The following is a 14,531-nucleotide window of genomic DNA, read 5'->3' as shown; positions in this document are numbered from 1 at the left end:
ATCACAACTTAGTAGCCTTTGCAAGAAATTTAACTAAATATTTACAAAATTTTGAATTGTTTCTAAAGCGCGTGTTGCATATGCTTCATTTCGTTCTGCTTTCCTCTTAATTTTCTTCTCTAACGGTGCAAACAAACCGAAGTTTGCATTCATTGGCTGGAAGTTTTTCGCGTTTGTCGCAGTAATATAATTCGCCATACTTCCCATTGCAGTTACAGGCGGTAATACAACCGGCTCTTCACCTTTCACAAGTCGAGCAGCGTTAATACCCGCTAGTAATCCTGATGCCGCCGATTCAACATATCCCTCTACTCCAGTCATTTGGCCAGCGAAGAATAAATCATCACGTTGTTTATATTGATATGTTGGACGAAGCAAGTTAGGTGAATTAATAAACGTATTACGATGCATTACACCATAACGTACAATCTCTGCATTTTCCAGTCCTGGAATCAACTGTAACACTTCTTTTTGTGGTCCCCACTTTAAATGCGTTTGGAAACCTACGATATTGTATAACGTTCCTGCTGCATCATCTTGACGTAACTGAACAACAGCATATGGCGTTTTTCCTGTTTTCGGATCTTCTAATCCAACAGGTTTCATCGGTCCAAATACTAGCGTCTGTCTTCCTCTACTTGCCATAACTTCTACCGGCATACAACCTTCAAAGAAAATTTCTTTTTCAAATTCTTTTAAAGGTACTGTTTCAGCAGCAATTAATGCCTCGTAAAAACGGTCAAATTCCTCTTCCGTCATTGGGCAGTTTAAATATGCAGCTTCCCCTTTATCGTAACGAGACTTTAAATATACTTTATTCATATCAATGCTATCTTTCTCAACAATCGGTGCTGCAGCATCATAGAAATAAAAATAATCTTCACCTGTTAATTCTTTTAATTGTGCAGCAAGATCAGGAGACGTAAGTGGACCTGTCGCGATAACAGTAGGCCCTTCTGGAATTTCAGTAATTTCTTCATTCATCACAGTTACGTTCGGATGGTTTTTCACATACTCTGTTACCTTTGCCGCAAATTCATGACGATCTACAGCTAAAGCTCCTCCTGCTGGTACAGAGCACTCATCAGCTGCACGAATAATAACAGAGTCCATTAAACGCATTTCTTCTTTAATAACACCAACAGCGTTTGTTAATGTGTTTGCGCGAAGCGAGTTACTGCATACTAACTCTGCAAATTTATCTGTGTGATGAGCTGGCGTTTGCCTTACTGGTCTCATTTCATATAATTTCACTTGGACACCACGTTTTGCAATTTGGTAAGCTGCTTCACTTCCTGCAAGACCTGCGCCAATGACGTTTACTACTTGTGTTGTCATATTTATCACCTTTCCTTTTCTTCCCGAAAAAAATGTGAGCAGTTACGCTCACATTTGTTGTTCTTCTTCATAATCACACGAAATACATTGTACTTGCACGCCTTTTTTCAACTTCTTCTCTACAAGCATGCCTTCGCACTTCGGACATTTACGACCAATTGGTTTATCCCAAGATACAAAGTCACACTCTGGATACGTACCGCATCCATAGAAAAGACGTTTCTTTTTATTACTACGGCGTTCAATAATTTGACCTTTATCACACTTCGGACAAGTAACACCGATTTCTTTCACAATCGGTTTTGTATTACGACAATCTGGGAAATTCGAACAAGCCATAAATTTCCCGTATTTACCCATTTTAAAGACCATTGGGTGATCACACAATTCACAGTCTTCCCCAGCTGGTTCATCTTTAATTTCCACTTCACGCATTTCTTTTTCTGCTTTTTCTAAACGCGGTTCAAAGCCTACGTAGAAATCATCAACAATTTTTACCCAATTCGCATTTCCTTCTTCTACTTCATCAAGACTTTGCTCCATGTTAGCAGTAAATTCAATGTTAATAATTTCTGGGAAAAACTCTAAAATAAGTTCAATTACTATTTCACCAAGTTCAGTTGGAACGAAGCGTTTATTATCCAAACCTACGTATCCACGTTTTTGAATCGTTTCAAGTGTCGGTACGTAAGTCGACGGTCTTCCAATTCCAAGCTCTTCAAGTGTTCTTACTAGACGAGCCTCTGTATAGCGCGGCGGAGGTTGTGTAAAGTGTTGCTTCGGTTCTAAATCCTTCGAAAATACCGTTTCCCCTACTTCTAAAGGTGGCAACATTTTATCCTTTTCTTCAGCCCCGTCATCTTTCGACTCTACATACACTTTCATAAATCCTGGAAACTTTACAACCGATCCACTTGCACGGAACTGAACATTGTTATTAATGAGTCTAGCTGTCACAGTATCCATTATAGCAGACGCCATTTGACTTGCAACAAATCGCTCCCAAATCAGTTTATACAACCGAAGTTGATCACGACTTAAGAAACTCTTTAGTTCCTCTGGCCTTCTCATTACCGAAGTAGGACGAATTGCCTCATGCGCATCTTGCGCGTTCGACTTTTTCGTTTCTTTCTTCTTTTCTGTCCCTATGTATTCCGCACCAAACGCCTCGGTAATGTAAGTACGCGCCTCTGTTTGAGCTGTTTCTGAGATACGTGTTGAGTCAGTTCTCATATACGTAATAAGACCTACAGTCCCTTGCTTTCCAAGATCTATCCCTTCATACAATTGCTGCGCGAGCATCATTGTTTTCTTTGCTCGCATGTTTAACTTACGAGCTGCCTCTTGTTGCAAGGAAGATGTTGTAAACGGTAATGCAGGATTACGTTTTCGCTCTTTTCGCGTTACATTTTCAACTGAAAACGCATTATCTTTCATCTGTTCAATTATTTCATTCACTTGCGTTTCATTCGTTAATTGAACTTTTTCACCATCTACACCGTAAAAACTTGCTTCAAATGTGTCTTTCCCTTTCACAAATTCTGTCTTAATTGTCCAGAATTCTTCAGGCTCAAAGATTTGAATTTCTTTTTCACGTTCGATAATTAAACGAACTGCTACAGATTGTACGCGTCCTGCACTTAATCCTTTTTTTACTTTCTTCCATAATAAAGGACTAATATTGTAACCAACAAGACGATCTAGTATACGCCTTGCTTGCTGTGCATCTACTAAATCCATATTAATCGCACGAGGATGTTTAAATGATTCTTTTATTGCATCTTTTGTAATCTCATTAAACACAACTCGGCAATCTGATTCAACGTCCACATTTAACGTATTGGCTAAATGCCAAGCAATCGCTTCCCCTTCGCGGTCTGGATCGGCCGCGAGATAGACTTTCTTTGCTTTTTTGGCCGCTGATTTTAAATCTTTTAAGACGGGACCTTTACCACGAATGGTAATATACTTCGGGGTGAAGTTGTTCTTTACTTCTATCCCCATTTGGCTTTTAGGTAAATCGCGAACGTGTCCCATAGACGCGACAACTTTGTATTTTTTCCCTAAATATTTCTCAATGGTCTTCGCCTTAGAAGGCGACTCCACGATTACGAGGTAATCTGACATGCTAGTGCCTCCTTAAGAGGTGGATTCAAGTCTTCATCAATCTTATTGATTTCTCTTGTTTTTGTCAATCAAGAATGAATATACCATACAGTGCCTATCTACCATTTGTCAATAATTGTTTAATAAAAACATAAAAATATAAAGTTAATTTAAAACTTCTTCCAAGATATCTTCTGCATTTCTTACTAGTTTTGCTCCTTGTTGAATCAGATGATTCGTTCCTGATGCACTATCTATAAATATAGGTCCAGGAAGTGCAAATACCTCTCTATTTTGCTCTAAAGCAAGGTCCGCAGTAATAAGTGTTCCACTTCTTGATTTCGCTTCTACAACTAAAACACCCTTACTTATACCACTAATAATCCGGTTCCTTTTTGGAAAATACCATTTTTTCGGTGCATAGTGCGGCGGATACTCTGTTAATAACAATATATATTCATTCCACGTTTCATATAAATGTCTATTCTCTTTTGGATACATATACGATAATCCATGTCCTAGTATTGCAATAGTCGGGCAATGCCGTCTTACTGTAATTTCATGAGACATTGTATCTATCCCTCTTGCAAACCCACTGACAATAAGCCATTCCCTTTCTAATAATGGGTGTAAAATAAATTTTAAACTCTCATGTCCATATAAAGTCGGTTCTCTCGTTCCAATAACCGCCAATTTATTCGATTTATTGAGAAAATACTTCTCTCCTTTTCCATATAATACAAATGGGGGATCTTGTATTTCACGTAATAATTGTGGATAATCTTCATCCCATATACTCATATAAAAAATTCGATTTTTCTCTAAATAAGATATATATTGCGAGAGATTTGAACTTTGAAGAAAATTTACTAATTCTGAAGATTTTTTCGAGGATATTCCAGTGTAGTATTCCATTTGTTTCGTATTAAAAGTGTATATTCCCTTCAATTCAGGATCGACATATAGTAGTCTTTCCATCGCCTTCCAATGATCTGCTAAAAAATAATGAAGATGTAATAATCGTTCTCTTTTCATCTTAATTCTCCTTACCCATAATTTTTATTATGTAAACAAGAATTGCGTAAAAAGACACCTTCAAGCAAGAAGGTGTCTTTCAACAGATTAGTAGTTTTTACAAGTCTCAAATAGCCCTTTTTCTTTTAAGACAGAGATTAGCGTTTCGCCCATAACCGCTGGAGTTTCCGCTACTTTAATACCACAAGCTTCCATCGTTTTAATCTTTTCTGCAGCAGTTCCTTTACCACCAGAAATGATTGCACCAGCATGGCCCATACGTTTGCCAGCAGGCGCTGTTTGGCCACCAATGAAGCCTACAACAGGTTTTGTCATATTAGCTTTCACCCATTCAGCCGCCTCTTCTTCCGCTGTACCACCAATTTCACCAATCATAATTACAGCATGTGTTTCTTCATCTTCATTAAATGCTTTTAACGCATCTATAAAGTCCGTACCGTTAACTGGGTCCCCGCCGATACCTACAGCAGTAGATTGGCCAATACCTTCTTGTGTTAACTGATGTACAGCCTCATACGTTAATGTACCAGAGCGAGATACGATACCTACATGGCCTTTTTTATGAATGTACCCTGGCATAATACCAATTTTACATTCATCAGGCGTAATAACACCAGGACAGTTTGGTCCAAGTAAACGTGTATGTTTACCTGCCATATATCTCTTTACATTTACCATATCTAATACAGGAATACCTTCAGTAATACATACTACTAAATCGATTTCTGCATCAACTGCTTCCATAATTGCATCAGCCGCAAAAGCGGGTGGAACGTATACAACTGAAGCGTTTGCGCCTGTTGCTTTCACTGCATCTTCTACAGTATCAAATACTGGTACACCTTCAATATCAGTGCCACCTTTACCTGGCGTTACACCACCGACAATTTTCGTACCGTATTCAATCATTTGTTTTGTGTGGAATAAACCTTGAGAACCTGTAATACCTTGAACAATAACTTTTGTATCTTTATTAACTAATACGCTCATTTTTCTCCCCCGCTTTCTATTAGCCCACTAGTGAAACAATTTTTTGTGCACCGTCTGCCATAGATTCTGCTGCAACAATATTTAAGCCAGACTCATTTAAAATTTTCTTACCTAACTCTACGTTTGTACCTTCAAGACGTACAACTAAAGGCAATTCAAGACCTACTTGTTTCGTCGCTTCAATAACACCTTCTGCGATAACATCACACTTCATAATGCCACCAAAAATGTTAACGAAGATACCTTTTACATTTTTGTCAGAAAGGATAATTTTGAATGCTTCTGTAACTTTTTCAGCTGTTGCACCGCCACCAACATCTAAGAAGTTAGCTGGATCGCCATGGTAATGTTTAATGATATCCATTGTAGCCATCGCTAAACCTGCACCATTAACCATACAACCGATATTTCCATCTAAAGGAATGTAGTTTAGGTCATATTTAGAAGCTTCAATTTCTTTTGAATCTTCTTCATCAAGATCACGAAGTTCTAAAATGTCTTTATTGCGATATAAAGCATTAGAATCAAAGTTTAATTTCGCATCTAATGCCATAACTTTACCGTCACCTGTTGTAACAAGTGGATTGATCTCCGCGATAGAGCAATCTTTTTCGATAAACGCACGGTATAAGCCCATCATAAACTTCACAGCTTGTCCTACAAGCTCTTTTGGAATATTGATGTTAAACGCGATTCGGCGCGCTTGGAAGCCTTGTAAGCCTACTGCTGGATCAATATATTCTTTAAAGATCTTTTCAGGTGTTTGCTCTGCTACTTCTTCAATTTCTGTTCCACCTTCTTCAGATGCCATTAAAACAACTTGAGAAGTTGCACGATCTAAAACTAGACCAACATAATATTCTTTTTTAATATCGCAACCTTCTTCGATAAGTAAGCGTTTTACTTCCTTACCTTCAGGACCTGTTTGATGTGTCACAAGTGTAGTTCCTAAAATGCTCTCTGCATATGTACGAACTTCATCTAAATTTTTTGCAACTTTTACTCCGCCAGCTTTGCCGCGTCCACCAGCGTGAATTTGTGCTTTTACTACACATACATCCGTTCCTAATTCTTTCGCTGCTTCTACAGCTTCTTCTACTGTAAATGCAACCTTCCCGTTCGGAACGCTAACCCCATAGCTTTTAAGGACTGCCTTACCTTGGTACTCATGGATATTCATGGTCCCATCCTCCCCTGTTTTCCTGTTTTACTCGAAAAGTTTTTAAATGTTTAAAAAACATTACATTGCCATTGTATAAGATGATTGGCACGCTGTCTACAATAAAGTGTCAGAAAACTGAAATCGCTTTATTCTTTTTTAAAAATAATAATGTTCATATACCAAAATAAAAAATAAGCTGCATATTCGCAGCTTATTTATGAATCGTATCTTTAATTGGTGCAAACGATTTGCGATGTTCTTCTAATACTCCATGCGCTTCAATCGCTTCTAAATGTTGTTTTGTGCCATATCCCATATGTTGTTCAAATCCATATGCAGGATACTTTTCTCCAAGCTCTTTCATCATACGATCTCTCGTTACTTTCGCAATAATGGATGCAGCTGAAATAGAAATACTTTTCGCATCACCTTTAATAATGGATGTTTGCGGAATTGGTGTAGGAAGTTTCATCGCATCAATTAATAAATGTTCTGGTGCACAAGATAAATTCGCAACAGCATCTAACATCGCTTGTTTCGTCGCTTGATAAATATTTATCTCATCAATAACTTGTGGTGATACAATTCCAACTCCAATTGCAATTGCTTGTGCTTTAATTTCATCATAAAAACGCTCTCGCTTCGCCTCACTCAGCTTTTTCGAGTCATTTAACCCTGGAATATAAAAATCTTCCGGAAGGACAACAGCTGCCGTCACGACAGGCCCAGCTAGCGGCCCACGCCCTACTTCATCTATACCTGCAATAAATGTGAGCCCTTTTTCACGTAATGCAATCTCATACTTGGACATTTCGAAAAACTTTTCTTTTTCTTTCTGCGCTAACTCTTTTTGTTTATGCCACTTCAAAATGAGCTTTTGTACCCCTTTTCGCTCATCTTTCATTAATATTTGAAAGCGGTCGTCCTCTTCACTCATAATTTTTTGCAGTAAATGTTCCGCTTCTTGAATAGTCACTTTTTGCATTCACGCACACTCCTTTTATATACAAAAAAGAAAAGACGTACAAACGCACGTCTTATACTTCTTCTACTTTTTCAACACCTTCTACTTGCTCCGCAAACTCTTCTGGTGTTTCAAACGTCATTTTCCCAAGTTTCCCACCACGAAGCTCACGAAGTATAAGCTCAGATGTTTTATCATAATCAATCATTCCGCCGCCCATTAAACAGCCTCTATTTTTTCCAATTGCATCGAATAACTCCACAATATCTTCTGGAATTTCATTTAAATTATATCGATCTTTCAAACGTTCTGGATAATGTTTTTCCATAAAACGTAAAGCGTAAACAGCAACATCTTGTAAATTTAAAATTGAATCTTTAATTGCGCCTGTTGTCGCTAAACGAAGACCCACTAATTGATCTTCAAATTTAGGCCATAAAATACCCGGTGTATCTAACAGTTCCATTTCCTTCCCAACTTTAATCCATTGTTGAGCTGTTGTTACACCAGGACGATCTCCTGTTTTAGCAATATTTTTCTTCGCCAACTTATTAATTAACGTAGATTTACCAACATTCGGTATACCTACAATTAATGCACGAATTGCTCTCGGTCTAATACCTTTTGCAACCATTTTATCAAATTTTTCTTTCACCAACACTTTACAAGCCGCTGCAATTTCCTTCATACCTTGTCCAGCTTGTGCGTTAATTGAAATTGCCATTTGGCCTTTTTCTTTAAAATATGCAATCCACTGCTTTGTTAAACGATCATCCGCCATATCCGCTTTATTTAAAACAACAAGCCTCGGCTTATGTGTAATAATCTCATCGATCATTGGATTTCGAGAAGATAAAGGTAATCGAGCATCTACAAGCTCAATTACAACATCAATTAACTTTAATTTTTCTGTTACTTGGCGTCTAGCCTTTGCCATATGTCCCGGGAACCATTGAATTACCATGTTGCCACCTTCTTTTTCTTTTATTTCACAATACGAGCATCTTTTAACGGCCAATATAGTATATTTGCTTTTCCAATCACTTGGTCCATTGCAATTGTACCAATCGAACGGCTATCTTTACTAAAACGACGATTATCGCCTAAAACAAATAATTGACCTTCTGGAACAGTTTTCTTCCCTGTCATTTCTTCAAGAGTAAAATCATATGTAAGCGGTCCGTCAGCAATTTGTTTTTTTTGCTTGTCTAAATACGGCTCCTCATAAGCCTTTCCGTTAACATATAGTTTATCATTACGATACTCTATTTCATCGCCTGGCAGGCCGATAATGCGCTTAATATAATCTTTATCTTCCGTTGCTCGGAATACGATAATATCAAATCGTTTCGGATCTCCTATGTGATAACCAATTTTATTGACAATCATTCGATCGCGATCATGTAAAGTAGACGCCATCGATACTCCATCTACGAGAATTGGAGCAAAGAAAAACTGTCTAATAACACCCGCTAATACAACAGCAATCAAAATTGCTTTGATCCATTCCCAAAGTGAACTCTTTTCTTTTTTCATGCATTTCCCCTCCACGATTATGTAAGCTGCTCGTATTATATCAAAATTTTATATAGATTGGAAAAAGGGAGCTTGTGTATTTACAAGCTCCCATACATGTCTTATCGAATTTCTTTAATACGTGCTTTTTTACCGCGAAGGTTACGTAAGTAGTATAACTTAGCACGACGTACTTTACCACGACGAAGTACTTCAAGTTTCGCGATTCTTGGCGTGTGAACTGGGAATGTACGCTCAACACCTACACCGTAAGAAATCTTACGAACTGTGAATGTTTCACTGATTCCGCCACCACGACGTTTAATTACAACACCTTCGAAAAGCTGAATTCTTTCACGAGTTCCCTCAACTACTTTTACGTGTACACGTAAAGTGTCTCCAGGACGGAATGAAGGAAGGTCAGTTTTTAATTGGCCTTGAGTAATTTCTGCGATTAATTGTTGCATATTAAATTCTCTCCTTTAAACAGATGCTCTTATAAAGTCTTAATAAATTACAGCGGAACATCGTTAATACGGCCACTGATTTCAGTAGCACAAGTGTTATAATAGCATATTGCTAGGACTGTTGCAATAGAAAATATATCAAGCCCTTACTTGTCTTCTTTAATTTGTTCTAGCCATTTCGCTTCTTGCTTAGATAATTTTCGTTCTTCCAGTAAATCCGGTCTACGCGTGTACGTACGACGTAGTGATTCTTTGTGTCGCCATTCATCAATATTTTTATGATTTCCTGACATTAGTACATCCGGTACCTTCATACCACGAAAATCAGCTGGACGTGTATAATGAGGATGTTCTAATAAACCTGTACTAAACGAATCCTCGACTTGTGAAGCATGATTTCCTAGCACTCCCGGGAGGAGACGCACGACACTATCCGTAATAACCATAGAGGCTAACTCTCCGCCGGTTAATACGTAGTCACCGATAGAAATTTCATCCGTTACGAGATGCTCACGAATTCGTTCATCGTACCCTTCATAATGACCACACACAAAAATAACATGCTCTTCTTCAGCAAGTTCTTCTGCCTTCTTCTGCGTAAAACGCTCTCCTTGTGGACACATTAGGACAACTCTCGGTTTACGGTCTGTTTCCTTCGTTAACTCTTCCACTGCATCAAAGATAGGCTGGGGGGTTAATACCATCCCAGCGCCACCACCATACGGATAATCATCTACGCTATTATGCTTACTCGTTGTATAATCGCGGAAATTGACAACACGAAGCTCTACCGCTTCTTTTTCTTGCGCTTTCTTTAAAATTGAAGATCCAAACACACCCGTAAACATATCTGGAAACAATGTTAAAATGTCAATTTTCATTATAATAGCCCTTCCATTACATGAATGGTTACTAATTTATTCTCAATGTTAACTTGAAGTACAACATCATCAATATAAGGAATTAATAGATCTTGACCTTTTGGACGTTTAATTACCCAAACATCATTTGCACCAGGAGATAAAATTTCTTTTATTGTTCCTAACGCTTCTCCTTCTTCCGTTACAACACTGCAACCAATAATTTCATGGTAGTAGTATTCGCCTTCAGCTAGTTCACCTAACTGCTCTTCTGGTACTTTTATTAAAGAACCTTTAAACTTCTCTGCTTCATCTACATTGTTGTATCCTTCAAATGTTAATAGATCAAATGTCTTATGTTGACGATGAGAAGTTACTTTCACTGGAAGGTAGTCTGTACTTTTCTCATTACTTATGTATAACGTGTTTCCTACTTTATATCGCTCTTCTGGAAAATCAGTACGAGAAATAACACGTATTTCTCCTCTTACGCCATGAGTATTTACAATTTTCCCTACGTTAAACCATTTTGTCATAAATAGTATGTCACCCCTGGTTTCTATATAAATTAAGCATCTCCATTTCACATATGGAACATGCAACTTCTCTTTAAATGTTAAAAAAGGGAGAGGAAATAACTCCTCGCCCTTTTTACGTTTATTGAATTTCCAGTGTTACTTTTTCATCATTATGATGTCCCACTGAATACAAGAGCATTCGAATTGCTTTCGCAACTTTCCCTTGCTTTCCAATGACTTTTCCAACATCCTCAGGATGTACAGTTAATCGATACTTTATCTCTCCGTTGTAAAGTTCCTGTGTAACTTTTACATCTTCAGGATGATCGACAAGAGGCTTGACAATCGTCTCGACTAACTTCTTCATAGTCATTGCCTCAATTACTTACCTTGTTTAGATAAGTGGAATTTCTCCATGATACCTTGGTTAGAGAATAAGTTACGAACTGTATCAGATGGTTTAGCACCATTTCCTAACCATTTTAATGCTGCTTCTTCGTTGATCTTAACTTCAGCTGGTTGAGCAACCGGATTGTAAGTACCGATTTCCTCAATGAAACGTCCGTCACGAGGAGAACGAGAATCTGCAACAACTACACGATAGAAAGGAGTTTTTTTAGCTCCCATACGTTTTAAACGAATTTTAACTGCCATTTATAAAGCACCTCCGAATTTATTTCACACAGATAATTATATTAGCAAAAAGACTATTACTTTGTAAAGTATTTTTTCTTAACAGAGCCATCTTTTTTCCTTACATGAATGGAAACTTCAATCCACCTAGTCCTTTTTTCTTACCTTTTTGCATTCCCGTCATCGTTTTCATCATCTTTTTCATATCATCAAATTGCTTGATTAAACGATTGATTTCTTGTACCGTTGTACCGCTACCTTTGGCAATGCGCTTTTTGCGACTAGCATTGATTATTTCCGGTTGTTCTCGCTCTAATTTAGTCATAGAACGAATAATTGCCTCAATATGCCCAATTTGTTTTTCATCAACTTGCGCATTTTTCAGCCCTTTAATTTTATTTGCACCAGGAAGCATTCCTAACAATTCATCAAGCGGTCCAAGTTGACGCACTTGTCCAAGTTGTTCTAGGAAATCGTCAAGCGTAAACGAAAGCGTACGCATTTTTTGCTCAAGTTCTTTTGCTTTCTCTTCATCAACTGTAGCTTGCGCTTTTTCAATTAATGTTAAGACGTCTCCCATCCCTAAAATACGGGATGCCATACGCTCTGGATGGAACGCTTCAATCGCATCTAGTTTTTCACCCATACCAGCAAATTTAATCGGTGTATTTGTTACCGCCTTAATAGATAATGCCGCACCACCGCGCGTATCACCATCTAATTTCGTTAATACAACACCTGTTAAACCTAACTGTTCATGGAAACTTTGTGCAACATTTACCGCGTCTTGTCCCGTCATCGCATCGACAACAAGGAAAATTTCATCCGGTTTCGCAACTTCTTTCACTTTCGCTAATTCATCCATTAGTTCTTCATCAATATGCAGGCGACCTGCTGTATCAATTAAAACATAATCATGATGATCTTCTTTTGCTTTTGCAATCGCTTGTTTCGCAATTTCAACAGGACTTACTTGATCTCCTAAAGAGAATACAGGCATGTCCAATTGCTTCCCTAATGTTTCAAGCTGTTTAATCGCTGCTGGACGGTAAATATCCGCTGCAACAAGCATTGGTTTACGATTATGCTTTTTACGAAGCAAATTCGCAAGCTTACCTGTCGTCGTTGTTTTACCCGCACCTTGCAGACCAACCATCATTATAACAGTCGGTGGCCTATTAGCAACAGCAATTTTGCTTTGCTCTCCGCCCATAAGTTCTGTAAGTTCTTCCTGTACGACTTTAATTACTTGTTGTCCAGGTGTCAAACTTGTCATTACATCTTGTCCGACAGCACGTTCAGACACACGCTTTACAAAATCTTTTACTACTTTAAAGTTAACGTCCGCTTCTAAAAGAGCTAGACGAACTTCTCTCATCATTTCTTTCACATCGGCTTCAGAAACTTTTCCTTTGCCGCGGATTTTTTGCATTGTCTGTTGAAGTCGGTCGGCTAATCCTTCAAATGCCATATTGCCGCCCTCCTAATCTAATTTTTCGATAGCTTCAACAACTTGTTTCATTTCTTCATTCACATGCTCTTCTTCGCTGATTAGCTGTTTTAGCTTTGCAACAAGTCGCTGTCGCTCTTGAAACTTTTGAAGTAATACTAATTTATCTTCATATTCTTCAAGCATCGCTTCAGTCCGTTTAATGTTATCATACACGGCTTGGCGACTTACATCAAATTCTTCCGCAATTTCACCAAGAGATAAATCATCTAGATAATAAAGCGACATATAACTTCTTTGTTTTTGCGTTAACAACGATTGATAAAAATCAAATAAATAGTTCATTCTCGTTGTTTTCTCGAGCATGTTGGATCATCCTTTGTTAAGTGATTTCCCTTTACATGAATTAGTTTACATGGAGTACAAAAGAGTGTCAAGTTTTTTTCTTAACATCACATATTTTTATAGAAAAAGAAGCGGAAAATACCGCTTCTTTCACTTACACTTCTTCTGTTTCTACTAAGTTCGCAAATAAACCATACACATATTGTTCTGGATCAAACTGCTGCAAGTCATCCATTTGCTCTCCTAATCCAACGAATTTCACCGGTACATCCATTTCGTTACGAATCGCTAATACAATACCACCTTTAGCAGTTCCATCTAACTTCGTTAAAACAATACCAGTAACATTCGTTGCTTCACGGAATGTCTTCGCTTGACTTAAACCGTTTTGTCCTGTTGTTGCATCAATAACAAGTAATACTTCGTGAGGAGCCCCCGGTACTTCACGCTCAATTACACGCTTCACTTTCTCTAACTCTTTCATTAAGTTTACTTTATTTTGTAAGCGTCCTGCTGTGTCACATAGTAATACGTCTACTTTACGTGCTTTCGCGGCTTGTACAGCGTCATACATAACCGCCGCTGGATCAGATCCTGACCCTTGTTTAATCACTTCTACACCAACGCGATCGCCCCATACTTCTAATTGTTCAATCGCTCCTGCGCGGAATGTATCTCCTGCCGCCAATAGGACAGACTTACCTTCTGATTTGAATTTATGTGCTAGTTTACCAATCGTCGTCGTTTTCCCTACGCCGTTAACACCGACAAATAAAACAACTGTTAATTGATCCTCTTGCATATTAATTTCGTTACTAAACTCACTGTCGCCTTTGTAAATTCCTACTAACTTTTCTGAAATAACAGCTTGTACTTCTTTTGGATCTTGGATGTTACGACGTTGCACTTCTTCTTTCAATTGATCAATTAATTCCATTACCGTCGAAACTCCGACATCTGCACCAATTAAAATTTCTTCTAATTCCTCAAAGAAATCTTCATCTACTTTACGATAACGATAAACTAAATCATTTACTTTATCTGCAAACGAATTTCTCGTTTTTTCTAATCCATGTTTAAATTTCTCTGTTACCGTATCTGTTTGTTTTGAAATTTTTTCTTTTAATTTTTTAAAAAAACTCATACTG

The 14,531-nt window shown here is 37.9% G+C and carries 16 protein-coding genes; all 16 read right to left on the bottom strand.

Annotated features, from left to right (window positions below):
- Positions 1 to 33 precede the first annotated feature (33 nt).
- The 16 genes from trmFO to ftsY all read right to left on the bottom strand — a co-directional run bounded on the left by trmFO (position 34) and on the right by ftsY (position 14,527).
- Positions 34 to 1,338, bottom strand: coding sequence for an FADH(2)-oxidizing methylenetetrahydrofolate--tRNA-(uracil(54)-C(5))-methyltransferase TrmFO (trmFO, locus tag JDS99_RS06415; protein ID WP_000211996.1), 1,305 nt, complete (start codon positions 1,336 to 1,338; stop codon positions 34 to 36).
- Positions 1,339 to 1,386: 48 nt separating this feature from the next.
- Positions 1,387 to 3,465, bottom strand: coding sequence for a type I DNA topoisomerase (gene topA, locus JDS99_RS06410; protein ID WP_001286953.1), 2,079 nt, complete (start codon positions 3,463 to 3,465; stop codon positions 1,387 to 1,389).
- A gap of 144 nt (positions 3,466 to 3,609) precedes the next feature.
- Positions 3,610 to 4,479 carry a DNA-processing protein DprA gene (gene dprA, locus JDS99_RS06405; RefSeq protein ID WP_199694789.1) on the bottom strand — a complete coding sequence of 290 codons (870 nt, stop codon included), beginning with the start codon at positions 4,477 to 4,479 and terminating at the stop codon, positions 3,610 to 3,612.
- Positions 4,480 to 4,566: 87 nt separating this feature from the next.
- Positions 4,567 to 5,469: a succinate--CoA ligase subunit alpha gene (sucD, locus tag JDS99_RS06400; protein ID WP_000115178.1), complete on the bottom strand. Its 903-nt coding sequence runs from the start codon at positions 5,467 to 5,469 to the stop codon at positions 4,567 to 4,569.
- 19 nt (positions 5,470 to 5,488) lie between these two features.
- Positions 5,489 to 6,649, bottom strand: coding sequence for an ADP-forming succinate--CoA ligase subunit beta (gene sucC, locus JDS99_RS06395; RefSeq protein WP_001020778.1), 1,161 nt, complete (start codon positions 6,647 to 6,649; stop codon positions 5,489 to 5,491).
- Between the two features lie 193 nt (positions 6,650 to 6,842).
- On the bottom strand, positions 6,843 to 7,616 hold the full coding sequence (locus JDS99_RS06390; protein WP_088064287.1) for a ribonuclease HII: 774 nt from the start codon (positions 7,614 to 7,616) through the stop codon (positions 6,843 to 6,845).
- 52 nt (positions 7,617 to 7,668) lie between these two features.
- Positions 7,669 to 8,559 carry a ribosome biogenesis GTPase YlqF gene (gene ylqF, locus JDS99_RS06385; RefSeq protein WP_048546006.1) on the bottom strand — a complete coding sequence of 297 codons (891 nt, stop codon included), beginning with the start codon at positions 8,557 to 8,559 and terminating at the stop codon, positions 7,669 to 7,671.
- A gap of 20 nt (positions 8,560 to 8,579) precedes the next feature.
- The gene (gene lepB / locus JDS99_RS06380; protein ID WP_087981660.1) at positions 8,580 to 9,131 is read right to left on the bottom strand and encodes a signal peptidase I; all 552 of its coding nucleotides are present in this window, start codon (positions 9,129 to 9,131) and stop codon (positions 8,580 to 8,582) included.
- Positions 9,132 to 9,232: 101 nt separating this feature from the next.
- Positions 9,233 to 9,577, bottom strand: coding sequence for a 50S ribosomal protein L19 (rplS, locus tag JDS99_RS06375; RefSeq protein WP_001186518.1), 345 nt, complete (start codon positions 9,575 to 9,577; stop codon positions 9,233 to 9,235).
- Between the two features lie 146 nt (positions 9,578 to 9,723).
- Positions 9,724 to 10,458, bottom strand: a complete 735-nt coding sequence (trmD, locus tag JDS99_RS06370) for a tRNA (guanosine(37)-N1)-methyltransferase TrmD (protein ID WP_097889673.1) — start codon at positions 10,456 to 10,458, stop codon at positions 9,724 to 9,726.
- Positions 10,458 to 10,973 (bottom strand): ribosome maturation factor RimM, encoded by a 516-nt coding sequence (gene rimM, locus JDS99_RS06365; RefSeq protein ID WP_000170282.1) that lies wholly within the window; start codon positions 10,971 to 10,973, stop codon positions 10,458 to 10,460. The genes trmD and rimM overlap by 1 nt, the downstream gene beginning before the upstream one ends.
- Positions 10,974 to 11,094: 121 nt before the next feature.
- Entirely contained in the window at positions 11,095 to 11,322 is a 228-nt protein-coding gene (locus JDS99_RS06360) for a KH domain-containing protein (protein WP_000737397.1), read from the bottom strand.
- A 14-nt stretch (positions 11,323 to 11,336) separates the two neighbouring features.
- A complete protein-coding gene (gene rpsP / locus JDS99_RS06355; protein WP_000268750.1) occupies positions 11,337 to 11,609 on the bottom strand; it encodes a 30S ribosomal protein S16 in 273 nt (90 codons plus the stop codon).
- A gap of 100 nt (positions 11,610 to 11,709) precedes the next feature.
- Positions 11,710 to 13,059: a signal recognition particle protein gene (gene ffh, locus JDS99_RS06350; protein WP_000863466.1), complete on the bottom strand. Its 1,350-nt coding sequence runs from the start codon at positions 13,057 to 13,059 to the stop codon at positions 11,710 to 11,712.
- Positions 13,060 to 13,071: 12 nt separating this feature from the next.
- Positions 13,072 to 13,404, bottom strand: coding sequence for a putative DNA-binding protein (locus JDS99_RS06345; protein ID WP_000891061.1), 333 nt, complete (start codon positions 13,402 to 13,404; stop codon positions 13,072 to 13,074).
- A 133-nt stretch (positions 13,405 to 13,537) separates the two neighbouring features.
- Complete coding sequence (ftsY, locus tag JDS99_RS06340) at positions 13,538 to 14,527, bottom strand: signal recognition particle-docking protein FtsY (protein WP_000007644.1); 990 nt, start codon at positions 14,525 to 14,527, stop codon at positions 13,538 to 13,540.
- Positions 14,528 to 14,531: the final 4 nt, after the last annotated feature.

Origin of the sequence: Bacillus cereus group sp. N6, from assembly GCF_016483705.1 — a bacterium.
Taxonomy (GTDB): Bacteria; Bacillota; Bacilli; order Bacillales; family Bacillaceae_G; genus Bacillus_A; species Bacillus_A wiedmannii.
The sequence above is the reverse complement of the archived record's forward strand: the minus strand, read 5'-3'. Positions and strand labels throughout refer to the sequence as shown.